Origin of the sequence: Rhodococcus sp. 06-1474-1B (assembly GCF_002258885.1) — a bacterium.
Taxonomy (GTDB): Bacteria; Actinomycetota; Actinomycetes; order Mycobacteriales; family Mycobacteriaceae; genus Rhodococcoides; species Rhodococcoides fascians.
Window position 1 is genome coordinate 726,895 of sequence record NZ_NOYR01000023.1, and the last position, 26,992, is coordinate 753,886.

The 26,992-nt window shown below is 65.6% G+C and carries 1 protein-coding gene; it reads left to right on the forward strand.

What is annotated here, in order from left to right; translation table 11 throughout:
* Positions 1–225 precede the first annotated feature (225 nt).
* The gene (locus tag CH266_RS13605; RefSeq protein ID WP_176457084.1) at positions 226–26,979 is read left to right on the forward strand and encodes a non-ribosomal peptide synthase/polyketide synthase; all 26,754 of its coding nucleotides are present in this window, start codon (positions 226–228) and stop codon (positions 26,977–26,979) included.
* The last annotated feature ends 13 nt before the right edge of the window (positions 26,980–26,992 follow it).

The following is a 26,992-nucleotide window of genomic DNA, read 5'->3' on the forward strand; positions in this document are numbered from 1 at the left end:
CCTGTTTCAATCCGACAAGCTCCAGGCGACGAATCCAAACAGCCCCACAACCGCCATCGAGTGTGTGTGGACCGATACGAACGCAGACCAGAACGGACGCCAGAATTGCTCAATCGCGCGCAGACGCCGCCGTGGCCGGAGATCTCTCACCAGGCCGAAGGCTCCGATTCCACGGGTTCGACGTCGGCTTTTGCCGATGCCTCCGTCCCGCCGAAAGGCAAGTGAATGCGCGCAGTGACCACCGGTGGCTCTCAGGTCCCGCCGACCGGAACAGGGTTCGACAATTCCTTCCCGCTGTCCTCGGCGCAGCGCGGAATGTGGTTTGCGCAACAACTCGCGCCTGACGTCGCTGTCTGTATCGCCCAATACGTCGATCTGCGCGGACCACTCGACATAGCGGTTCTCCAGGAGGCGTCGGCCCGCGCCGGGCACGAGTTCCAGTCGGCCTACCTGCGCCTGGCCCAGGTCGACGGGGAGCCGGTTCAGACGGTCGACCACGGCATAGATCAATCGGTGCATTACCTGGATCTTCGCGGCGAAGACGATCCGATGGCGTCCGCGCTGGCGTGGATAGACGAGAACTACGTCAAGCCGGTCGACATGGAGAACGATCCGCTCGTCGACAGTTGGATCCTTCAGGTCGAGGACGAACGCAACCTCTGGTACAGCAAGATCCACCACGTCGCCCTGGACGGCTACGGTGCCATGACACTGGTCCAGCGCACCGCCGCGCTCTACACCGCAGCGGTCGAGAATGTCGAACCCGAGCCGAACAAGGCAGCCGAACTTCGGCGACTGTACGACCTCGATCAGGAGTACCGGACGTCCACTCGTTTCGAGACGGACAAGGAGTACTGGACATCGAGGGCCGCGGGCATCCACGACGGTGCCACGCTGTCCAACACACCCGGTCGTACCATCGCGGCCAGCAAGCTGCGCAGTGTCGCACTGCCCGATGACGTCGTCACCGAACTCGAAGCGTCGGACTCGACGAAGGGCGGGACGGCCGCCGCGGTGTTCATCGCTGCATTCGGCTGTTACCTCTCGCGCATGACCGGGCGAGAAGACGTCCTGGTCAATATCCCCGTGTCCGCGCGCACCACGGCCCTCCTCCGTCGATCCGGCGGAATGTTGGTCAACGTCGCACCCATTCCGATGCGCGTCTCCGAGAAGGCCACCGTCGGTGAACTCGTACAGCAGGTACAGCTCGAGCTGATGGGTGCGTTGCGGCACCAGAGGTTCAGCATCGAAGACATCCGGCGCGAGTTGGCAGCCACGGGAAGCGACAAACAACTCGCCGGCCCGATGGTCAACATGATGCTGTTCCATCAGCAGATTCAGCTCGGCTCGATCGTCGGCGAATTCAACATCGTCACGTCCGGCCCGGTCGAGGACCTCCTCGTCAACGTATACCAGAGTGGTACTCCCGCACGAACATTCGTCGATTTCCGGGCAAACCCCAACCGCTACGACGACAACGACCTGACGACGCATCACTCCAGTTTCGTCGACATGGTCACCGAATTCATCGCGTCCGGCCCGGACGTGCCCGTCCTGCAAGTTCATCCGGACAGCGCCCTCGAAGGTCGCCGCCGCCGCCGCGCTGCGGCGCACGTAGCCCACTGGGTCGATCGACTGGCCGATGCACCGGACCTGCTCGCGCTGCCGACCGACCGCCCCCGGCCTTCGCGCATCGGGCATGTTCGCGCATCGCACGAGGTTGCCCTCGGGTCCGCAGCGTGGGATGCCGTGAGCCGACTCGCCGACGACAGCTCGACCACCCCGTTCGTCGTGCTCGAATCCGCTGTGGCCGTTCTTCTTTCGCGTCTCGCATCCACCGACGACGTCTCGATCGCAGTACCCTCCGGCCGTGGCGAGACGGTTGTTCTGCGCACCCGCCCCGACGGCCGTCAGTCGTTCTCGGACTTCGTCGGCACCACCGCGGCAGAGTTCGTAGATGCGTCGGCCCACGCCGATGCCACCTTCGCCGAGATAGCCCGAGCACTCGGCTCGGCCGAAACCGGCTCGCACAACCCCCTCGCCCAGGTCGCGCTCCGCTTCGGGGAGTCTCCGCTTCCGCGCGACGGAATAGATTTCGATCTCGTCGTCACGGTTCACGAGTCCGAATCTCCGCATGTCGTCATCGATTACGCCACAGAACTGTTCGATGCCGGCAGTGTCGCTCAGATCGGTCGTCGTCTGGTGCGCATCGTCGACGCACTGACGAGTGACCCACAGCGTGCCGTCGGTGACGTGGAGTTGCTCTCCACCGCCGAACGTGCGCGCCTGGCTCCGGTTCGTGGTCCGCGTTCTGTTGCGGGTGTGGTGTTGCCGGAGTTGTTGGCTGGTGCGGTCGGTGTTGCTGGTGTCGGTGGTGTTGCGGTGGTGTCGGGTTCGCGGGTGCTCTCGTATGGGGAGTTGGATGCGGCGTCGTCGCGTGTGGCGCGGGTGTTGATGTCGTGTGGTGTGGGTCCGGGGTCGTTCGTGGCGTTGGCGTTGTCGCGGTCGGTGGAGTCTGTGGTGGCGGTGTGGGCGGTGGCGAAGGCCGGTGGTGCGTTCTTGCCGGTGGATCCGAATTATCCGGTGGATCGGATCGAGCACATGTTGGTCGATTCCGGTGCTGTGGTGGGTGTGACGTTGGGTGCGCATCTGGATGCGGTTGCGGGTGTGGGTGGGGTGTCGTGGGTGGTGCTCGACGATGCCGATGTGGTGGCGGATCTGGCGTTCGCTTCGCCTGCTCCGGTGTTGGATGCCGAGCGTTCGGGTGTGTTGCGTCTCGATGATGCGGCGTATCTGATCTATACCTCGGGGTCCACGGGTGTGCCCAAGGGGGTGGTGGTCACTCATCGTGGTGTGGGGAACTTGGCTGCCGAGGAGCGGGTTCGGTTCGGTGTGGGGCCGTCGTCTCGGGTGTTGGCGTTCGCGTCGCCGAGTTTCGATGCGTCGATTCTCGAGTTCGTGTTGGCGTTCTCGGGTGGGGCGACGATGGTGATTGCGCCGGCGATGGTGTTCGGTGGGGTGGAGTTGGCGTCGTTGCTCGCCGAGGAGCGGGTCACGCATGCGTTCGTGACTCCGGCGGCGTTGGCGTCGGTGGATCCGGTGGGGTTGGATTCGGTGGAGGTCGTGGTCACCGGTGGTGATGTGTGTGCGCCGGAGTTGGTGGCGCGGTGGGCGCCGGGTCGGCGGATGTTCAATGCGTACGGTCCGACGGAGGCGACGATTTTCTCGTCGATTTCGTCGGCGTTGGTGGTGGGGGAGTCGGTCGATATCGGTTCGCCGACGATCGGTTTCGCGGAGGTGGTGTTGGATGCGCGGTTGAATCCGGTGCCCGTGGGTGTGGTGGGTGAGTTGTATCTGGCGGGTCCGGCGTTGGCTCGTGGGTATCACGCGCGGTCGGGGTTGTCGGCGGAGCGGTTCGTGGCCAATCCGTTCGGTGGTGCGGGTTCGCGGATGTATCGCACCGGTGATGTGGTGCGGTGGAATGCCTCGGGTGCGTTGGAGTATGTGGGGCGCAGCGATTTTCAGGTGAAGGTGCGTGGTTTCCGCATCGAGTTGGGTGAGATCGATTCGGTGTTGGCGGCGGTGTCGGGTGTCGATTTCGTGGTCACTGTGGGGCGTGAGTCCGCGGCGGGGTCGACGGTGTTGGTGTCGTATGTGTTGCCGGTGGCCGGTGCGTCGTTCGATGCCGGTGTGCTGCGGGATCATGCGGCGTCGGTGCTGCCTGCGCACATGGTGCCCTCGGCGTTCGTGATGTTGGAGTCGATCCCGTTGACTCCGGCCGGCAAACTCGACCGCAAAGCCCTCCCCGAACCCGAGCTCGGTTCGCAGAGCACCACGGAGTCGCCGGAAACCGAGTACGAGGCGGCTGTGGCTGCCGTGTTCTGCGACGTACTGGAGCTCGATCGTGTCGGCGTCACCGACAGCTTCTTCGATCTCGGCGGAAACTCCCTTGTCGCAACACGTTTGATCGCCCGCGTCAACGCAGCTCTGGGTACGGATCTGCGGGTTCTCGATCTGTTCGAGGCATCGACGGTCCGCACCCTCGCCGACCGTGCGGAGTCGACGGGCGCATCGCTGCACCGTCGCCCGGCACTGGTTCCCGCCGATCGGCCGGAGTCCGTTCCGCTGTCGCTGGCGCAACAACGCATGTGGTTCATCAATCAGTTCGATGCATCCTCGCCTGCGTACAACATTCCTCTCCTCGTTCGTCTGTCGGGCCGGCTGGACGTCGATGCGATGTCCGCTGCCGTCGGCGACGTGCTGACTCGACACGAGTCGCTGCGCACGGTGTTCCCCACAGTGGGCGACCTGCCGAATCAGGTGATACTTCCGCCCGAGAACGTCACCGGACCGAACCTTCCGCTCCGCGTCGTCGACGTGGCTGCCGATGCCGTCGACGCGCTCGTACGTAGCTCCGCCACAACGGGATTCGACGTCACCGTCGATCTGCCTTTCCGGGCGGTTCTGTACCGCACCGGCCCGGAGAGCTTCGTGCTCTCGATCGTGGTCCATCACATCGCTGCCGACGGCGCCTCGATGGCACCGCTCGCCCGCGACGTCATGGTCGCCTACAGTGCTCGATCCGCGGGTTCGCGCCCGGCGTGGACGCCACTGCCGGTGCAGTATGCAGACTTCGCGCTGTGGCAGCACGACGTGCTCGGCGACGAGAACGATCCCACGTCCGTGGCAGCACGCCAGATCGAATTCTGGAAGTCCGCGCTGACCGACCTTCCCGACGTACTACCGATGCCGCTCGACCGACCACGCCCCACCCGTCAGTCGATGCGCGGCAGCGTCACACCGTTCACCATTCCGGCCGATGTCGCAGCTCGCCTGTCTTCGGTTGCTGCCGAACACGAGTCCACTCTGTTCATGGTGGTGCACTCCGCTCTGGCCGTGCTCCTCGCGCGCCTGAGCGGCACCCAGGACATCGCCATCGGCACCCCGATCGCCGGCCGAGGGGACGCAGCACTCGACGATCTCGTCGGAATGTTCGTCGGAACCCTCGTTCTCCGCACGCAGGTCGAGCCACAGGCCAGCTTCGCCGAACTGCTCGCCGGCGCTCGTAGCTCCGACCTCGCGGCCTTCGACAACACCGACATTCCGTTCGAACGGCTCGTGGACGTACTCGATCCCGCCAGGTCGACCGATCATTCACCCCTGTTCCAGGTGCTCCTCGAATTCCAGAACAACGCCACCGCCGTGCTCGAGCTACCCGAACTCGTCGTCGAATTCGAGGAGATCGGTACCGACACTGCGAAATTCGATCTGCAGCTTCGCGTCGACCAGGAACCGGTCGACGAGTCCGGTGCCCTGTCGGCGTCGTTCACGTACGCAACGGATCTGTTCGATCCCGAGACCATCGACCGTTTCGTCGACCGGTTCCTGAGGATCGTCGCGACCATCGGCAGCTCGACGGACGTTCGTACCGGCGACATCGACATTCTGTCCCCGACCGAACGAGAACTCGTACTGTTCGAGTGGAACGACACCGCACGTCTCATCGAGGATCCGGTCCACCGGCAGCTCCACACCGGGGCCGTCGACATGACTCTCAGCAGTCTGTTCGACCGTCAGGTGCTGCGTAGTCCGTACTCGACCGCCCTCGTCTTCGAGGACGAGCACATCACCTACCTGGAGCTGGACGAGCGCGCCAATCAGCTTGCACGGCATCTCATTTCACTGGGTGTAGGGCCCGAGTCCCACGTCGGGCTCGCGATCCGACGTTCGATCGATCTGCTCGTGGGTATGTACGCGATCGTCAAGGCCGGCGGTGCCTATGTACCGATCGACCCCGATCACCCGGTCGAGCGGTCGTCCTACGTGCTGTCGAGCGCTCAGCCGGTGTGCATTCTCACCACGAGCCGCGATTGGATCGACATCGCGGTCGCCACTCCCGTTCTCGCGGTGGATCTCCTCGACGTCTCCGATCGCGACCGCTCCTCGATCACCGACCAGGACCGCCTCGGAAGCCTGCACGGAGCCAACACCGCCTACGTGATCTACACCTCCGGCTCCACCGGCCGACCCAAGGGCGTCGCCGTCACGCACTCGGCCATCGTGAACCGACTGCTGTGGATGCAGGACGAGTACCACCTCGCGCCCGCCGACACGGTGTTGCAGAAGACCCCGGCCACGTTCGACGTATCGGTGTGGGAGTTCTTCTGGCCCCTGCAGGTCGGTGCCAAGCTCGTCGTGGCGGAGCCCGACGGCCATCGCGACCCGGTGTACCTGTCGAAGATCATCGCGGCCGAACACATCACCACCGCGCACTTCGTGCCGTCGATGCTCGCGGTGTTCGCAGCCGGAGCTCGGGCTGCGGACTGTGTGTCACTACGGCTCGTCTTCTGCAGTGGCGAAGCACTTCCGCCCGCCACCGCCGCGCAGTTCGCGCAGTTCTCCCAGGCCGAGCTGCACAACCTCTACGGTCCTACCGAGGCCGCCGTCGACGTCAGCTACTACCACGTCACCGGCCACGACGGCGTGTCCATTCCCATCGGTTCGCCGGTCTGGAACACCCGTCTGTACGTGCTCGACGCGTCGCTTCGACCGGCCCCGATCGGTGCTCCCGGCGAGCTGTACCTGGCCGGAGTTCAGCTCGCTCGCGGCTATGTCGGCCGCGGCGATCTCACCGCCGATCGTTTCGTCGCCGATCCGTTCGGCGAGCCGGGTGAACGTCTCTATCGCACCGGCGACCTGGTTCGTTGGCGCGCCGACGGCGAACTCGAGTACATCGGCCGTACCGACTTCCAGGTGAAGCTGCGTGGTCTGCGTATCGAGCTTCCCGAGATCGAAGCGGTGCTGCTGCGCTCGGAGTCCGTCGCCCAGGCAATCGCTCTGGTGCACAAGGATCCGAACACCGGCGAGACGTTGGTGGCCTACGTGGTCTCCGCGTCCGGTCACGCGGTCGACTCGGCCGAGGTGATCGCCGAAGCCGGACGCCGGCTGCCGGGGTACATGGTGCCCTCGCATGTGGTCGTACTCGACTCACTTCCTCTCAATGCCAGCGGCAAGCTCGACCGAAAGGCACTGCCGGCCCCCGAGTTCACCGTTGCTGCGTCCGAATTCGTCGGACCGGAGAATCCGGTCGAAGAGATCGTCGCGGGCGTCTTCGCGGATCTGCTCGGCGTCGCACAGGTCAGCGCGACCTCGAGCTTCTTCGAGATCGGCGGCAACTCGCTGATCGCGATGCGCCTCGTCGCACGCGTCAATGCCGCCCTCGGAACCGACATCGGCATCCGAGATCTGTTCGATTCACCGACTGTCCGATCGCTGTCCGCGGGCATCGACGTCAGCACACAGGACTCCGCACCGACGCCTCGGTTGGTGCCTCAGGAACGACCCGCGGTGGTGCCGCTGTCGCTGGCACAGCAGCGGATGTGGTTCATCAATCAGTACGACACCGAGTCGGCTGCCTACAACGTCGCGTTCGCGATGCGCCTGAGCGGCATCCTCGACGTCGACGCGATGCGCTCGGCCATAGCCGACGTGCTCACACGCCACGAGTCTCTTCGAACGATGTTCCCGCTCACCGACGACGGCCCCGTGCAGTCCGTCCTCGACGTGGCATCGGCCGTTCCGGACCTGACTCCGGTTCCCGCAGAGAACGACCGGCAGGTCGCCGAGCTCATCGGCGCCGTCGCCGGTGCCGGCTTCGACGTCGTGGCCGATGTTCCGTTGCGCGTCCGCCTGATCCGTCAGGACGAGAACGAACACGTACTCGTCATGGTGGTCCATCACATCTCGTCCGACGGCTTCTCCGGCGCGCCGCTCGCCCGCGACCTGATGGTGGCGTACAGCGCCCGAGCTGCAGGTCATGCGCCGAGCCAGGAACCGTTGCCGGTGCAGTACGCCGACTACGCGCTGTGGCAGCGCCGATTCCTCGGCGAGGAATCCGATCCCGACTCCCTGATGGCGAAGCAGGTGACGTACTGGGTCGACGCGTTGGCGGGTAGCCCGGAGGTGCTGCCGTTGCCGACCGATCGTCCGCGTCCGGCAGTGGCGTCCTTGCGCGGCGACACCGTCTCGTTCGCGATCGATCCCGCAGTGCATGCTCGGCTCGTCGCCGTTGCTGCGCAGCACAATTCGAGCTCGTTCATGATCGTGCACGCCGCTCTGGCCGTGCTGCTGGCACGGCTGTCCGGTACCGAGGACATTTCGGTCGGCACACCGATCTCCGGTCGAGGCGATGCCGCACTCGACGAGCTCGTCGGCATGTTCGTCAACACGCTCGTCCTCCGCACCCAGGTGCCCGGGTCGACTCCGTTCGAGGATCTGTTGGCGGATGTGCGCACCGTCGACCTGGCGGCCTTCACCCACGCGGACGTGCCGTTCGAGCGGGTCGTCGACGCAGTCGACCCCGCCAGGTCCACCGCTCACGCCCCGTTGTTCCAGGTGATGCTCGAGTTCCAGCACACCGATCGACCGACGGTGACCTTGCCCGGGCTGTCGATCGAGGGCATCGAACTGCCCAACGACATCTCCAACTTCGACCTGCAGCTCACGGTCTCCGAGGAGTTCGACGCTTCCGGGAACCCGGTCGGCATCGAAGCCAGCTTCCGTTACGCCACAGAACTGTTCGATGCCGACACCGTGCGTGTCATGTCCGATCGTCTGGTGCGGATCCTCGACGCTGTGACGGCCACGCCGTCCGTTCGCGTCGGCGACATCGACATCCTCTCGAGCGACGAGTACTCGGCGTTGGCTCCGGTTCGTGGTCCGCGTTCTGTTGCGGGTGTGGTGTTGCCGGAGTTGTTGGCTGGTGCGGTCGGTGTTGCTGGTGTCGGTGGTGTTGCGGTGGTGTCGGGTTCGCGGGTGCTCTCGTATGGGGAGTTGGATGCGGCGTCGTCGCGTGTGGCGCGGGTGTTGATGTCGTGTGGTGTGGGTCCGGGGTCGTTCGTGGCGTTGGCGTTGTCGCGGTCGGTGGAGTCTGTGGTGGCGGTGTGGGCGGTGGCGAAGGCCGGTGGTGCGTTCTTGCCGGTGGATCCGAATTATCCGGTGGATCGGATCGAGCACATGTTGGTCGATTCCGGTGCTGTGGTGGGTGTGACGTTGGGTGCGCATCTGGATGCGGTTGCGGGTGTGGGTGGGGTGTCGTGGGTGGTGCTCGACGATGCCGATGTGGTGGCGGATCTGGCGTTCGCTTCGCCTGCTCCGGTGTTGGATGCCGAGCGTTCGGGTGTGTTGCGTCTCGATGATGCGGCGTATCTGATCTATACCTCGGGGTCCACGGGTGTGCCCAAGGGGGTGGTGGTCACTCATCGTGGTGTGGGGAACTTGGCTGCCGAGGAGCGGGTTCGGTTCGGTGTGGGGCCGTCGTCTCGGGTGTTGGCGTTCGCGTCGCCGAGTTTCGATGCGTCGATTCTCGAGTTCGTGTTGGCGTTCTCGGGTGGGGCGACGATGGTGATTGCGCCGGCGATGGTGTTCGGTGGGGTGGAGTTGGCGTCGTTGCTCGCCGAGGAGCGGGTCACGCATGCGTTCGTGACTCCGGCGGCGTTGGCGTCGGTGGATCCGGTGGGGTTGGATTCGGTGGAGGTCGTGGTCACCGGTGGTGATGTGTGTGCGCCGGAGTTGGTGGCGCGGTGGGCGCCGGGTCGGCGGATGTTCAATGCGTACGGTCCGACGGAGGCGACGATTTTCTCGTCGATTTCGTCGGCGTTGGTGGTGGGGGAGTCGGTCGATATCGGTTCGCCGACGATCGGTTTCGCGGAGGTGGTGTTGGATGCGCGGTTGAATCCGGTGCCCGTGGGTGTGGTGGGTGAGTTGTATCTGGCGGGTCCGGCGTTGGCTCGTGGGTATCACGCGCGGTCGGGGTTGTCGGCGGAGCGGTTCGTGGCCAATCCGTTCGGTGGTGCGGGTTCGCGGATGTATCGCACCGGTGATGTGGTGCGGTGGAATGCCTCGGGTGCGTTGGAGTATGTGGGGCGCAGCGATTTTCAGGTGAAGGTGCGTGGTTTCCGCATCGAGTTGGGTGAGATCGATTCGGTGTTGGCGGCGGTGTCGGGTGTCGATTTCGTGGTCACTGTCGGGCGTGAGTCCGCGGCGGGGTCGACGGTGTTGGTGTCGTATGTGTTGCCGGTGGCCGGTGCGTCGTTCGATGCCGGTGTGCTGCGGGATCATGCGGCGTCGGTGCTGCCTGCGCACATGGTGCCCTCGGCGTTCGTGATGTTGGAGTCGATCCCGTTGACTCCGGCCGGCAAACTCGACCGCAACGCCCTCCCCGAACCCGACTGGTCCGCTCAGGTCACCTCGGGACGCGACGCAGACAATGCCGTCGAGAAGACGCTCGCCGGTTTGTTCGCCGAGGTCCTCCGCCTCGACCGCGTCGGAGTCGACGACTCCTTCTTCGCGCTCGGCGGAGACAGCATCATGTCGATTCAGCTCGTCTCCCGCGCGAAAGCGGCAGGGCTGGCTCTGTCGCCGCGAGATGTGTTCGAGCACAAGACAGTTGCCGCACTGGCCGAGGTCGTCGCCGCCGGCGACGGGACCGTTCCGCTCGTGCTGGACGAGCTGCCCGGCGGCGGCGTCGGAGACGTCCCGCTCACCCCGATCGTGCACTGGATGCTCGACCGCACGTCGGTACTCGACAAGCACACACAGACTGCCGTGCTGACACTGCCGTCCGATATCGAGCTCGACGTTCTCGAAGCAACCGTTCAGACCGTCCTCGATCACCACGACATGCTCCGTGCAGTTCTGCACCGCGCCGGAGAGCCGTCGATGGAGGTGCTCCCGATCGGTTCCGTGACGGCGCAGTCCGTCGTCCGCCGGGTGGAGTCGAACAGTGTTCGGGGACCGGAGTTCTCGGATCAGGCCAGGTCGGAAGCCGCTGCAGCAGTGGATCGTCTGGCACCCGATGCCGGTGTCATGATTCAGATGGTCTGGTTCGACGCCGGCTCCGAAGGAAGCCGACTGCTCGTCGTCGCGCACCACCTCGTGATCGACGGCGTCTCGTGGCGAATTCTCGTGCCCGACCTCGCGTCGGCGTGGGCTCAGATCATCGGCGGCAGCACACCGGAACTGGCCCCGGTCGGTACCTCGATGCGTCGTTGGGCGCACGGCCTGCGTGAGGTCACCGCAACGCGTTCGGACGAGCTCGCAGTATGGCGCGACGCGCTCGCCGATCCCGATCCGCTCATCGGTTCACGCGCACTCGACCGCGAGATCGACGTCTATCGAACGGTGGACAAGGTCGAGGTCACTCTGTCGACCGATGTCACCGAGGGCCTGTTGACGGCTCTGCCCGAGGCGTTCCACGGCAGCGTCAACGACGGTCTACTGGCCGCTCTGGCCCTGGCTACAGCCGTGTGGCGACGAAACCGCGGTGTCGTCGTGTCCGACGCACTGATCTCCCTGGAGGGCCACGGCCGTGAGGACCATGTGGTTCCGGGAGCCGATCTCAGCCGCACCATCGGTTGGTTCACCACCATCTACCCACTTCGACTGACGCTCGACGGGATCGACCTCGACGACGCTCTCGCCGGCGGGGACGCGGCAGCAGCGCTGGTCAAGTCCGTCAAGGAGCAGCTGCTCGCCGTTGCCGATCACGGCATCGGGTACGGCATGCTCCGCTACCTGGACGAGGAGGCCGGTGCGACACTGCGTGACTTCCCGGCACCCCAGGTCAGTTTCAACTACCTCGGTCGATACAGCACCGACGTTCCGGACGAGCTCCGCGGACACGGGTGGCTGCCGGTCGACGACTCCGGCGTCGGTGATTCCCAGGACGAGGACCTGCCGGTCGCCGCTGCACTCGACATCAACGCGGTCACCACGGCCACACCGACCGGACCGCGGTTGGAGGCGACCTTCGCATTCCCGACGGGCGTGCTCGACGCCGACGAGGTCACCGAACTCGCCCAGTTGTGGAAGCAGGCTCTCACCGCGCTGACGCAGCTCGCTCAGCGACCGGGCACCGGCGGGTTCACCCCGTCCGATCTCGATCTGGTGAGCCTCGACCAGAAGTCCATCGACGATCTCGAGCGGGTGTACCCGACTCTCGACGACATCTGGTCGATGACGCCTCTGCAGGCCGGTTTGCTCTTCCATGCCGAACTGTCGGACCAGGCCGTCGACGCCTACATCGTGCAGCTGGTGCTCGACCTCCGCGGGGACGTCGACGAGGCTCGCTTCCGCCGCGCTGCCCAGGCTCTACTGCGGCGCCACGCGAACCTGCGCACGGCGTTCGTGCACAACAACGACGGCGAATCCATCCAGATCGTCCATCACGACGTCGATGTGCCGTGGACCTCGGTCGATCTGTCGTCGCTGAGCGTCGACGATCGCGCAGCCGAGCTCGAGCGGATCGAACACGACGACCGCGCAACGCGATTCAACATGGCACAGGCGCCGTTGTTGCGCTTCATGCTCGTGACGCTGGCCCCGGGCGAGTGGCGTCTGGTGATGACCAACCACCACATCCTGCTCGACGGATGGTCGACGCCGCTGCTCCTCAAGGACCTGCTCACGCTCTACGTCGTGGACGGCGACGACGCCGTTCTTCCGCGCGTACCTGCGTACCGCGACTACCTGTCGTGGTTGTCGCGGCGTGATCACTCGGCAGCTCGTGCGGCATGGACGGAAGCGCTCGCGGGTCTCGCCGAACCCACCCTGCTGACGCCGGTCGAGAGCCGTCGCCAGGAGTCGACCTTGGCCGGCCGCGCGTTGGTTTCCCTGGACACCGAGCAGACCGAACGACTGCGCAGTCTCGCCCGGGCACGCGGCATCACGATGAACTCGATGGTGCAGGCTTCGTGGGCGATGGTGCTGGGCACGTTGACCGGTCGCACGGACGTAGTGTTCGGTGCCACCGTCTCGGGACGTCCGCCGGAGGTCTCGGATATCGAGTCCATGGTCGGTCTGTTCATCAACACGCTGCCGGTGCGCATCGTGCTGGATCCAGCCGAAACACTCGGCCAGTACCTCGATCGGGTGCAGGCCGAACAGGCTTCGCTGCTCGATCACCACTACCTGGGCCTGACCGATATCCAGCGTGCCGTCGGTCCCGCGGTCGCGTTCGACACGCTCACCGTGTTCGAGTCGTATCCGATGGACCGAGCGGGTCTGTCGGCCGAGACCGATCTCGCCGGCATGCGGGTGCACGACGTGCACGACGGCAGCGACACCGCACAATATCCGCTGACCCTGGTCGCGATGGTCGACGACCGATTGCACATCGAAGCCAAGTACCTGCCCGAGCTGTTCGAGCACAGTGTCGTCGTCGCCACCGTCGATCGAATCGTGCGTGTTCTCGAGGCGATCGCGACCGACACCGACCAACGGGTCGCATCGCTGTCGCTGCTGTCCTCGGAGGAATCGAACAGGCTGGCCCCGGTACGTGGTCCCGCTTCCACGACCGAGCGCCTCCTGCCGGACATCCTCACCGATGCTGCTGCCCGCAACCCCGGTGGCACGGCAGTGTGGAGCGCAGGTCGGACACTGACCTACACCGAATTGGACACTCGGTCGTCTGCGCTGGCGCGTGCGTTGATCGCCCGCGGAGCAGGTCCGGAAACCGTTGTGGCACTTGCTTTGCCGCGCTCCATCGAATCGGTTCTCGCAATCTGGGCCGTGGCCAAGACCGGTGCGGCCTTCCTGCCGATCGATCCGAGTTACCCCCGTGATCGAGTCGAGCACATGCTGGTCGACTCCGGCGCGTCCATCGGCGTCACGTCGACCGAACACGTCGGTGCCGTCGAGGGTCTGGGCTCGGCTACGTGGTCCGTCCTCGACCGCGACGACACTCGCCGCGATCTCGGAAACCGTTCGACCGCACCGGTTCTCGACTCCGACCGTACTCGACCGGTACACATCGACCAGGTCGCGTACTTGATCTACACCTCCGGCTCCACCGGAGTTCCCAAGGGCGTCACCGTCACTCATCGCGGCCTGGCCAACCTGGCCGAGGAAGAACGGTCTCGTTTCGAGGTGACTCCGAACGCTCGGGTTCTCGCGTTCGCGTCACCGAGCTTCGATGCATCCATTCTCGAGCTGGCCATGGTGATCTCGGGTGCCGCCACGATGGTGATCGCACCCACCTCCGTCTACGGCGGCGTGGAGCTCGGCGAGCTCCTGGCGCAGCAGCACGTCACGCATGCGTTCGTGACTCCCGCGGCCCTCGCCTCGGTGGACCCCGACGGTCTGACCGAACTGAGCGTCGTTGCAACCGGTGGCGACGTGTGTCCGCCCGAGCTCGTCGCACGGTGGGCACCGGGCCGGCGCATGTTCAATGCGTACGGCCCCACGGAGGCCACCATCTTCTCCTCCGTCAGTGACCAGCTGCACGTGGGCTCGCCCATCGATATCGGCGCGCCGACAATCGGTTTCGGCGAAGTAGTGCTGGATTCGCGTCTGCATCCGGTACCGGTCGGTGTCGCAGGAGAGCTCTACCTCGCCGGCCCCGCCCTGGCGCGTGGCTACCATTCGCGATTCGGTCTGACGGCGGAGCGGTTCGTCGCGAATCCGTTCGGCGAGCCCGGCGAGCGTATGTACCGAACCGGTGACGTCGTGCGGTGGACCGAGTCGGGCACCCTCGAGTACGTCGGACGCAGCGACTTCCAGGTCAAGGTGCGCGGTTTCCGTATCGAGCTCGGCGAGATCGACGCGGTGCTGACCGATGATCCGACAGTCGAATTCGCTACGACGATCGGTGTCGACGGACCTGCCGGAAACACGATCCTGGTCGCCTACGTTCTTCCGCGGCCCGGCCACGAAATCGATGTGACGACGCTGCGCACTCGGGCGTCGAGTTCGCTTCCGACACACATGATTCCGACGGCGTTCGTTGCCCTGGAGTCGATCCCGCTCACGCCCGCGGGCAAGCTCGATCGACAGGCGCTGCCCGCCCCGGATCTGCACCTCGGCAGCGACTCGCGCGCTCCTCGCAACGAGACCGAGCGAATCATCGCCGACATCTTCGGCGAGGTTCTCGGCGTAGGCAGCGTCGGCATCGACTCGAGCTTCTTCGATCTCGGTGGAGACTCGCTGAGCGCCACCCGCCTCACCGCTCGGGTGAATGCAGCCCTCGACACCGCTGTCAGCGTTCGTGCGTTGTTCGAGGCACCCACGGTCGAGTCGTTGGCGGTGCGAGTGCACAGCAACCCGGCCGGTGCCGCGCGCCGTCCGGCGCTCACTGCGAAGCCTCGCCCGAGCTCGATTCCATTGTCGATGGCTCAGCAGAGAATGTGGTTCATCAACCAGTTCGACGTCGACTCGGCCGCCTACAACATCCCGCTCGCGGTTCGATTGACAGGCCGTCTCGACATCGAGGCAATGAACGCTGCGATCGGTGACGTGCTGGCGCGGCACGAGTCGCTGCGCACCGTGTTCCCCTCGCACGGCGATCGCCCCGAGCAGCACATTCTCGGCACCGACGCGGCAACGACCGATCTGCACGTCGTCGACGTCGATGCCAACGAGATCGTCACCGCGATCTCGTCCGCTGCCGCCCGCGGATTCGACGTGTCGAAGGACCTGCCCTTCCGGGCCGTTCTGTACCGGACGGCACCCGAGGATTTCGTGCTGTCGATCATCGTGCATCACATTGCCGCCGACGGCGCGTCCATGGCACCGCTGGCCCGAGACGTCATGGTGGCGTACGGATCTCGCGTGTCGGGAGTAGCCCCGATGTGGGCGCCGCTCGACGTTCAGTACGCCGATTTCGCGATGTGGCAACGCTCGGTCCTCGGCGACGAGTCCGACCCGAGCTCGGTGGCAGCACAGCAGCTGGAGTTCTGGAAGTCCACTCTCGCGGATCTACCCGAGCTGCTGCCGCTTCCGCTCGACCATCCTCGCCCGGCACGGCAGTCGATGCGCGGCAACAGTGTTCGGTTCGAGATCGAGCCAGACGTCCACGCCGGCCTGGTGGACCTCGCCCGCGCGAACGACGCGACCGTCTTCATGGCCATGCATGCAGCATGGTCGATCCTCATGGCTCGTCTCAGCGGGACCGAGGACATCGCAGTCGGCACGCCCATCGCCGGGCGTGGCGACGCGGCGCTCGACGATTTGGTCGGCATGTTCGTCGGGACTCTGGTTCTGCGCACCGAGGTAGCGCCCGATCTCTCGTTCACCGAGCTGCTCCGCCGGACCCGTACCGCGGACCTGGCGGCGTTCGACAACACCGACGTGCCGTTCGAGCGTCTCGTCGACGTCCTCGATCCGGCCCGTTCCACCGATCACTCGCCGTTGTTCCAGGTACTGCTCGAATTCCAGAACAACACCTCGGCGGCACTGGAGCTACCCGAACTCACCGTCGAGGCAGTCGACATCGACGCCCACGTCGCGAAGTTCGACCTCCAGCTGACCGTCGCGGAACGGTTCGACGACTCCGGTGCTCCGGCAGGTATGACCGCTGCGATCACCTATGCGGTCGACCTGTTCGACGAGATCTCCGTGGACGAGTTCTCGACTCGATTCGGTGCCGTCCTCGCCGGCGTGACCACCGATCCCGATCGTGCTGTCGGCGACATCGACATCCTGTTGCCGGGTGAACTCGACGCCATGGCCCGGCAGTGGAACCACGACGGACACACGGCGACCGATGCGACACTGGCCGACCGCTTCGCCGCTGCCGCTGCGCAGTTCCCCGAAGCACAGGCAGTCGTGTTCGGCGATCGCTCGCTGACCTACGCCGAGCTGGACGACCGCTCGAACCGACTCGCACGAGTCCTCGTGTCGCGGGGCGTGACGGCGGAGTCCCTGGTGGCGGTTGCGATGCCGCGCACCGAGGAGCTGATCGTTGCTCTGCTGGCGGTCGTCAAATCCGGCGGCGGCTACCTCCCGATCGATGTCGGCTACCCGGCCGACCGGCTCGCCTTCATGCTCGACGACGCGTCACCGGTCTGTGTGATCTCCACCGTCGCCGACAGTGCATCGGTGCCTGCTTCCGATGTCGAGATGCTGCTGCTCGATGCACCCGAAGCGGTCGACGAGATGGCAAGCGCGTCCGGAGCCCCACTGACCGACACCGACCGCATCGGCACCACCGATGCCGATTCGATCGCCTACGTCATCTACACCTCCGGCAGTACCGGACGTCCCAAGGGTGTGCAGATCGCGCACCGTAACGTCGCGACGCTGTTCGCGAACACCACGGATCTGTTCCACTTCGACGACCGCGACGTGTGGACCATGTTCCACTCCTACGCGTTCGACTTCTCGGTGTGGGAACTGTGGGGACCACTGCTGCACGGCGGCACTCTCGTGGTCGTCGACTACTACACCGCACGCTCGCCGGAACTGTTCCGCGAGTTGCTGATTCGTGAGAAGGTCACGGTCCTCAACCAGACGCCGACGGCGTTCTACCAGTTCGCCGAAGCCGATCGTGTGGCAACCGCCGCCGGTGGATCCGCCGACGGATCGGACGCACTGTCGCTGCGGTACGTCATCTTCGGTGGAGAAGCACTCGATCTCGGGCAGCTCGGTCGCTGGTACGCACGGCACGAGGAGACCTCTCCGACCCTGGTCAACATGTACGGCATCACCGAGACGACGGTCCACGTGAGCCACCTGGCTCTGACCGAGCAGTTCGCGGCGTCCGCTTCGGCCAGCGTCATCGGCCAGGCGATCCCGGCGCTGCGTGTCGCCGTACTCGACACCCGCCTCAATCCTGTTCCGCCCGGCGTGGTCGGGGAGATGTACGTGTCCGGGGCACAGCTCTCTCGCGGATACCTCGGCCGAGCAGGGCTGTCCGCAACACGTTTCGTTGCCGACCCCTCCGGCGATGCGGGTGCGCGTATGTACCGCACCGGTGACACCGCCAGGTGGAATCGCGATGGGGCTCTCGAATACCTGGGGCGAAGCGACATGCAGGTCCAGTTGCACGGCTTCCGTATCGAACTGGGCGAAATCGAAAGCGCGCTACTGGCATTCGACGGGGTAGCGGCTTCCGTGGTCGCCGTCCGCGACGACGGTTTCGGTGATCGCCTGATCGGCTACGTCGTGGCCGAGGCCGGTCGCGCACTCGACCATGCGGCCGTTCTCGACTTCGTGGGCAACTCGTTGACCTCGTACATGGTGCCCGCAGCGTTGATCGTCCTGGACGAGCTGCCGCTGACCGCCAACGGCAAACTCGATCGCCGTGCACTCCCGGCACCGGACTTCTCGGCAAACGTCACCGAAAGTCGTTTGCCCGCAACCGAAGTCGAGTCGATCCTGGCTGGTCTGTTCGCGGACGTTCTCGGGCTCGATACCGTCGGCGTCGACGATTCGTTCTTCGCACTCGGCGGCGACAGCATCATGTCGATCCAGTTGGTCTCGCGCGCCAAGGCCGCCGGGCTGGTGCTGGCTCCCCGCGACATCTTCGAGCGCAAGACCGTGGCCGCTCTCGCGGAGGTCGCTGTTCTCGGCGGCGACGCCGTGGTGCTCGAAGAACTCGACGGTGGGGGAGTCGGCCCGATGCCGCTCACCCCGGTCGTGCGGTGGATGTTGGACCGCAGCACCGAATTCGGCCGTTACACACAAACAGCGCTGCTTCAGCTTCCGGTCGGCATCGAGCGCGAGACGCTCGAACGCACGGTGGCAGCGGTGCTCGATCGTCACGACATGCTGCGTGCGCGCCTCTACCAGGACGCGGACGGGGAGTGGCACGAGGAAGTGTCTCCGGTCGGAACAGTCTCGGCTGCGAGCGTCCTTCACGCGGTCTCGGTCGAATCCGTCGACGGCCCCGAATTCTCCGTCGTTGCCGCGGCCGAGCTCGACGCCGCTGCCGATCGTCTGGTTCCGGCCGACGGCGTCATGGTGCAGATGGTGTGGTTCCAGAGCCCCAATGGCTCGGGTCGACTGCTCGTGGTCGCCCACCACCTCGTGATCGACGGCGTGTCCTGGCGCATTCTGGTTCCCGACCTCGCCACGGCATGGAGTCGGATCGTCGCCGGCCAGGAGCCTGAACTGGCTCCGATCGGTACCTCGATGCGTCGGTGGTCCACCGGACTCACCGAGGTCACGGCCGCCCGAACCGACGAGCTCGGACTGTGGCGTCGGATCCTCGACGGAGCCGACCCGACAATCGGTTCTCGCCCGCTCGACAAGAGAATCGACGTCGACGCCACCGTGCAGCGTGTCCGCACGTCCCTGCCGGTCGAGGTCACCGAGCGCCTGTTGACCACTGTCCCGGACGTGTTCCGCGGCAGCGTCAACGACGGCCTGCTGGCCGGTTTGGCTCTGGCCCTGACGGCGTGGCGTCGCGAACGCGGCGATGCGGTGCGGGACGCTCTCGTGACTCTCGAGGGCCACGGCCGCGAGGACGCGGTGGTGCCCGGTGCCGATCTCGGTCGGACCGTCGGCTGGTTCACCACCATCTTCCCCGTACGTCTCGATCTCGGGTCGCTCGACGTCGCCGACGCTCTGGCGGGCGGCGCGTCGGCCGGTGCCCTGGTCAAGACCATCAAGGAACAGCTGCTCGAGATCCCCGATCACGGCATCGGCTACGGCATGCTGCGGTACCTCGATTCCGCTGCTGCCGAGGCACTGTCCGGCTTCGCCGCACCACAGGTCAGCTTCAACTACCTCGGCCGGTTCTCCACCGGATCCACCGAAGGCATGGACGACGTGGGTTGGATCCCGGTGGCCGACGCAGAGCTCGGCGACGCGCAGAATCCGGATATGCCGGTGCCTGCGGCGCTGGACATCAACGCTGTCACCACCTCGACCCCCGACGGCCCGCAGCTCGACGCGACGTTCGCCTTCCCCGCGGGCGTTCTCGACGCCGACGAGGTCGGCAGGTTGATCGAACTGTGGACGCAGGCCCTCACCTCGATCACCGAGCACGCCTCGGCCGACGGTGCGGGCGGCTTCACGCCGTCGGATCTCGAGCTGGTCGACATCGATCAGACATCCATCGATGCTCTGGAAGAGCAGTTCCCGAATCTCGACGACGTGTGGTCGTTGTCGCCTCTGCAGGCCGGCTTGCTGTTCCACGCTCGCCTGGCCGGCGAGATCGGCAGTGCCGGTTCGGGTGTCGACGCGTACATGGTTCAGCTGGGGCTCGAGCTCCGGGGGACTGTCGATGCGACGCGGATGCATGCTGCCGTCGACAAACTGGTCTCTCGCCATCCCAACCTGCGAGCAGCGTTCGTACACAACAGCAACGGCGAGTCACTGCAGATCGTGCAGAGTTCGGTCACTGTTCCGTGGTCCGAGATCGACCTTCGGGGGGAGCCCGATGTCGAGGTGGCCCTCGAGGCAGTTCTCGAGGCCGACCGTGCGGTGCGCTTCGAGATGGACCGGGCACCGCTGCTGCGGTTCACGCTCATCACCCTGGCCGACGATCACTGGCGTCTGCTGCTGACCAACCACCACATCCTGTTGGACGGATGGTCGACGCCGCTGGTCGTCAAGGAACTCATCACGCTCTACGTCACCGAGTCCGACGACTCGATGCTGCCGCGCATTCCTGCCTACCGGGACTACCTGGCCTGGATGCGCCAACGCGACGTGGCGATCTCCACCGCGCAATGGGTCAGTGCCATGGCCGGCGTGGAAGAACCCACGCTGTTGGTCACCGACGATCGTGGCCGGCAACTGTCCACCGTGTCGCAGGAGACCGAGCGGTCGTTGTCGGTCGAGACCACCGCGGCACTGCGTGACTTCGCTGCTCGCCGTGGATCGACCCTCAACACCCTCGTCCAGACCGCATGGGGCGTAGTGCTGGCCACCCTCACCGGACGCGAGGACGTCGTGTTCGGTGCGACGGTGTCGGGTCGTCCGCCGGAGGTTCCGGGTATCGAGGGCATGATCGGGCTGTTCATCAACACCCTGCCCGTCCGTGTCACGCTCGACCGGAGCGAAACGCTGGGTGCACTGGTCGATCGGGTTCAGGCCGAGCAGGCATCGCTGTTGGATCACCACTACCTCGGCCTGACCGATATCCAACGCGCAGCGGGTGCAGGCGTGGCTTTCGACACCTTGACGGTGTTCGAGTCGTACCCCGTCGACCGGGCCGGCGCTTCTGCGGCAACCGATTTCGCCGGTATGCAGGTCACCGACATTCTCGGAACCGATGCAGCGCACTACCCGCTGACTCTGGTCTCGTCGGTCGACGAACGCCTGAACCTGAAGGCTAAGTACCTGCCGGAACTGTTCGACGTCGATGCCGTGCACGCCATCGTCGATCGCGTCGAGCGTGTCCTCGACGCCGTGCTCGAGGACGAACAGCAGCCACTGGGACGGCTGCGACTCCTCGGTGACGCCGAGTTCGCCTCGCTGGCACCGGTGTTCGGACCCGATGGACGCTCGGCCCGGCTGCTGCCGGAGATCTTCTCCGACGCTGCCGCGGTGAACCCGGACGCTATCGCACTGCGCAGCACCGACGGCGAAATGACGTACCGGGAGTTGGACCGTCGGTCCAACCGACTCGCTCGAATTCTGCTGGGCCACGGCGTGCGCACCGAGACCTTCGTGGCACTCGGCATCGCACGATCGATCGAATCGGTGCTGACGGTCTGGGCCGTCGCAAAATCCGGCGCGGCATTCGTACCGGTGGATCCCAACTACCCGGCCGATCGCATCGAGCACATGTTGGCCGACTCCGGAGCAACGTTCGGCGTCACCACCCGCGCCCATCTCGACGACCTGCCGTCGACCGTCCCCTGGATCGTCCTCGACGATCTGGCGACGGACGGCCCGAACGCAGTCAGCGACGAGCCGATCGGCGCCACCGAGCGGAACGGACGCATCGCCTTCGAAAGCGCGGCGTACACCATCTACACCTCGGGTTCGACGGGTGTGCCCAAGGGTGTCGTCGTCACGCACTCCGGTCTCGACAACTTCGCAACCGAGCAGCGCGAGCGATACCGAATCACCAAAGACTCACGCACACTGCACGTCTCGTCCCCGAGTTTCGATGCATCCGTGCTCGAGTACCTACTCGCCTTCGGCGTCGGCGCGACGATGATCATCGTGCCGCCCACCGTGTACGGCGGCGACGAACTCGCGGCACTGTTGGCAGCGGAGTCGGTCACCCACGGCTTCATCACCCCGTCGGCTCTGGCGTCGGTCGACCCGAGCGGGCTCGACACGTTCGCCGACGTCGTCGTCGGTGGCGAGGCCGTACCGGCCGAGTTGGTCGCGAAGTGGGCACCGGGCCGGAATCTCTACAACGGTTACGGTCCGACCGAGGCCACGATCATGTCCAACATCAGCACGCCGATGACTGCAGGTGACACCGTCTCGATCGGTGGTCCTGTTCGCGGCGTGTACGAGGTGGTGCTCGATTCACGGCTGCAGCCCGTTCCTGTCGGCGTCGCAGGTGAGCTCTATCTCGCGGGTGTCGGACTCGCCCGCGGTTACCACGATCGATTGGGCCTGACGGCGGAGCGATTCGTCGCCGACCCGTTCGGCGCACCCGGCGCGCGGATGTACCGCACCGGAGACGTGGTGCGGTGGTCGCCGGATCTGACGATCGAATACGTCGGTCGAAGTGATTCGCAGGTCAAGGTTCGCGGCTTCCGCATCGAACTCGGCGAGATCGACGCGGCGCTCGCATCGCATCCGTCCGTGGACTTCGCCGCGACCTTCGGCACTCCGGGCCCGTCGGGAGCGACCGTCCTGGTGTCGTACGTACGAACCACCGAGGGCGCGGCGGACGCGTTCGATACCGGTGTCCTGCGTGACCACCTGGCCGGCATGTTGCCGTCGCACATGGTTCCCGCAGCCATCGTCGTGCTCGACGCCATTCCGCTCACACCGGTCGGAAAACTCGATCGGTCCGCGTTGCCGGTGCCCGAGTTCGGGTCGGCAACGTCGTACCGCGAGCCGAGCACGCCGGCCGAGCTCACCGTGGCCGCCGTGTTCGCCGAGATTCTCGACGTCGATCGGGTCGGTGCCGACGACAGCTTCTTCGAGCTCGGTGGAGACTCGCTCAGCGCCACCCGTGTCATCGCTCGCGTCAACGCCGAACTCGGCACCACGATCGGCGTGCGCACGATCTTCGAGATGCCGACTGTCGCCGGATTGGCGAGCGCGGTCGGCGCAACGTCCACACGGACGCAGCGTCCGAATCTCGTTGCGACACAGCGTCCTGATCACATCCCGCTGTCTCTCGCACAGCAACGCATGTGGTTCATCAACCAGTTCGACACCACCTCGGCGGCGTACAACGTGCCACTGGTCGTCAAGTTGACCGGGCAGCTCGATACTGCGGCCCTCGCCGCGGCAGTCGTCGACGTCCTCGAGCGGCACGAATCGCTGCGGACGACGTTCCCGGACGGACCGGACTTCCCGGTCCAGCTCGTACATCCGGCCGTGGAGGTAGCTCCGGTGGTCGAGCCGGAATCGATCGATGCCGGTGTGCTGACCGACCGGGTGGCGCACCTGGCGGGTCGTGGATTCGACGTGACCACCGAGATTCCGGTGCACGTCGAGCTGTTCCACGTCGTCGGTGCCGATACCGATGCCGAGCCCGTCTTCGTACTGGCGATGGTGGTGCATCACATCGCGGCCGACGGAGCCTCGATGGCACCGCTGGCACGAGACGTGGTGCTCGCGTACTCGGCGCGCACCGCGGGAGGAGCGCCGGGCTGGGAGCCCCTGCCGGTGCAGTACGCCGACTACACGCTGTGGCAGCGTTCGTTGCTCGGTGACGAGAAGGACGAGTCGAGCGTGGCCGCGGCCCAGCTCGAGTACTGGTCGACAGCGCTCGCAGGTCTACCCGATCTGCTGCCGTTGCCCACCGATCGCCCGCGGCCCACCACGCAGGATTTCCGGGGTGGCCGGGTTCGCTTCACCGTCGACGCCGAGATCCATCGGGCACTCGTCGAGATCACCCGCGAGCAGAACGTCAGTATGTTCATGGTGTTGCACGCCGCGTTCGCGGTGGTGCTGGCGCGCCTGAGCGGTACCGACGACATCGCGATCACCACTCCGGTGGCAGGGCGCGGCGACGCGGCACTGGACGATCTCGTCGGCATGTTCGTCAACACCTTGGTGTTGCGCAGCCGGATCGACGACTCCGCCTCGTTCGTGGATCTGCTCACGCAGGTGAAAGCACACGACCTCGACGCCTTCGATCACACCGAGATGCCGTTCGAGCGCATCGTCGAGGTGCTCAATCCCACGCGATCGACGGCGTATGCACCGCTGTCGCAGGTGGCGTTGTCGTTCCAGAACAACGAGAAGGCGTCACTCGAGCTACCGGATCTGCGCGTGGAGGGCTTCGACTTCGACGTCCCCGTGGCCAAGCAGGATCTGCAACTCCTGGTGTCCGAGACCTTCGACGACGACGGGCGACCGACCGGATTCGAGGCAGCGTTCGATTACGCCACCTCGCTGTTCGACGCGTCCACCGTCGATGCGATCGCGGCGCGACTGGTTCGCGTACTCGACGCCGTCGGTACCGATCGACTCACCGCGGTGGGGGATATCGACATTCTCGGTGCCGACGAGAAGCAGGCTCTGGCACCGGCTCGCGGGTCGGCCGACGTCGCGTTGCGAACGTGGCCGGAAATGCTCGCCGCCTCGGTGGCGCTCGACCCGTACGCAGTCGCTGTCACGTATCGGGGCGTGAGTCTGTCCTACGCCGACCTCGACAGTTGGTCGAACCGAATCGCGCGAATGCTCATCGACTACGGCGTCGGACCGGAAACGTTCGTCGCCTTGGCACTGCCTCGGTCCATCGAGTCGGTTCTGTCGGTGTGGGCGGTCGCCAAGACCGGTGCGGCATTCCTGCCGGTCGACCCGAACTACCCGGCCGACCGCATTGCGCACATGCTCGAAGATTCGCGTGCGGCAATGGGATTGACCGACGTCGACAGTCGGCAGTCGCTGCCCGACACCGTGCCGTGGCTCGTCCTGGACGATCCCGAGACGTCATCGGAGCTCTCTCGCTATCCCGTGGCCGCAGTCACCGATGCCGAGCGCACCGCGACCCTGCACCTCGACCACCCGGCGTACCTGATCTACACCTCGGGTTCGACCGGTCGCCCGAAGGGCGTTGCAGTGCGGCACCGGGGCCTGGCCAACCTGCAGGCCGAGGTGATCGATCGATTCCGTCCCACCCGGGATTCGCGGGTGTCGCACATCGCCTCGCCGAGTTTCGATGCCTCGGTGTACGAGCTCACGATGGCGTTCGGCGTCGGTGCCACCGTGGTGATCGTGCCGCCGGGAACGTTCGGCGGCAGCGAACTGGCCGACCTGCTCGAATCGGAACATGTCACACACGCATTCCTGACTCCGGCGGCGTTGTCCTCGATCGACGAAACACGTTTGGGCACGGTCCGCGTCCTCGCCGTCGGCGGCGAGGCCTGCACTCCGGAACTGGTGGCGAAGTGGGCACCGGGCCGCAAGATGTTCAACGGCTACGGTCCGACCGAGACGACCATTCAGGCGAGTGTCGGCGGTCCGTTGATGCCAGGCGGCACGGTGGACGTCGGCCGGCCGGGTACCGGATTCCGGTTCCTCGTGCTCGACGCACGTCTGCGGCCGGTCCCGGCCGGGGTGTCGGGCGAGCTGTACATCGCAGGCCCCGGTACGGCACGCGGTTACCTGCGACGGTTCGGGCTCACGTCCGAACGCTTCGTCGCAGACCCGTTCGGTACCGCCGGTGAGCGGATGTACCGAACCGGTGACGTCGTGCGCTGGGGGAGTACCGGTGTGCTCGAGTTCGTCGGACGCAGCGACTTCCAGGTCAAGGTCCGCGGATTCCGTATCGAGCTCGGCGAGATCGACTCCGCGCTCACCGATCACGACGAGGTCGGCTTCGCGGCGACCATCGGTCACAATGCGGCGTCGGGAGACACGGTTCTCGTGTCCTACGTCCTGCCGGCCGAGGGTGCATCGGTGGACGTCGAGGCATTGCGCGACAGTGTCGCGACCGTTCTTCCGCGCCACATGGTCCCGTCGACCATCATCGAACTCGCCGACATCCCACTCACTCCGGTGGGCAAGCTGGATCGACGCGCGCTCCCGGTGCCGGAACTGACGGTGTCGACGACGCCGTATCGGGCACCGAGTACCGATCTCGAAGCAGCCATCGCCGACGCGTTCGCCGAGGTGTTGGGTGTCGAACGAGTCGGCATGGACGACAACTTCTTCGAGCTCGGTGGCACGTCGCTGGTGGCAACCAAGATCGGCCCGGCCATCGAGAACGCGGTCGGAGTTCGCGTCCCGCTGCAGGCGTTGTTCGTCGATCCGACCCCGGCAGGGCTCGCGGCTCGGGTCGCGTCGGACGTCGATTCGTCCGGTGCGCAACTGGATTCGGTGTTCGGAGTGGTCATCCCACTGCGCAGCACAGGCTCCAAGGAACCGCTGTTCTGCGTCCATCCCGGAATCGGGTTGTCGTGGGGCTATGCGGGCCTGGTGTCCCAGATCGGTGACGACCGTCCCGTGTACGGCCTGCAGTTGCCCAGCATCGTGGAAGGCACGCCGTTCGGCTCGATTCGAGACCTCGCGCACCGGTACGCCGACGAGATTCGGGCTGTCCAGCCGGTCGGTCCGTACCACCTGCTCGGGTGGTCGCTCGGTGGTTCGCTCGCCCATGCGATCGCCGTGGAACTACGCAGCACCGGCAGCGAAGTGCAGACTCTCGCGTTGCTGGACAGCTACGTCGACGGCCATGACGAGACGGCCGACGGTGAGCTGAGCGTCGAGAACCTGCTCGCGGGTCTGGGGCTGGATCTGACTGCTCAGGCGTCGTCCGAGCCGTTGACCTACGAACGTGGTGTCGAACTGCTCGACGAATCCCTGGGGCAGACCACCGGTGTCACGGCGGATCATTTGCGCAGAATCAATGCAGGATTCGAGAACTCGACGCGAATCATGGCCGAGTTCATCCCGGACGTGTTCGACGGAAATGTTTTGTTCTTTTCTGCAACGAAAGGCGCGAGTGACGGAATTGTTCGGTCACCACAGGAATGGCGACCGTACGTGTCAGGAGATATCGTCATCCACGGTGTGGACGTTTTCCACAACGAAATGACCAATCCCGATGCTGTCTCGGTGATCGGTCCGGTTGTCGACGCACATCTGGGCAATACATATCCATAACGTTTGCGAGTGT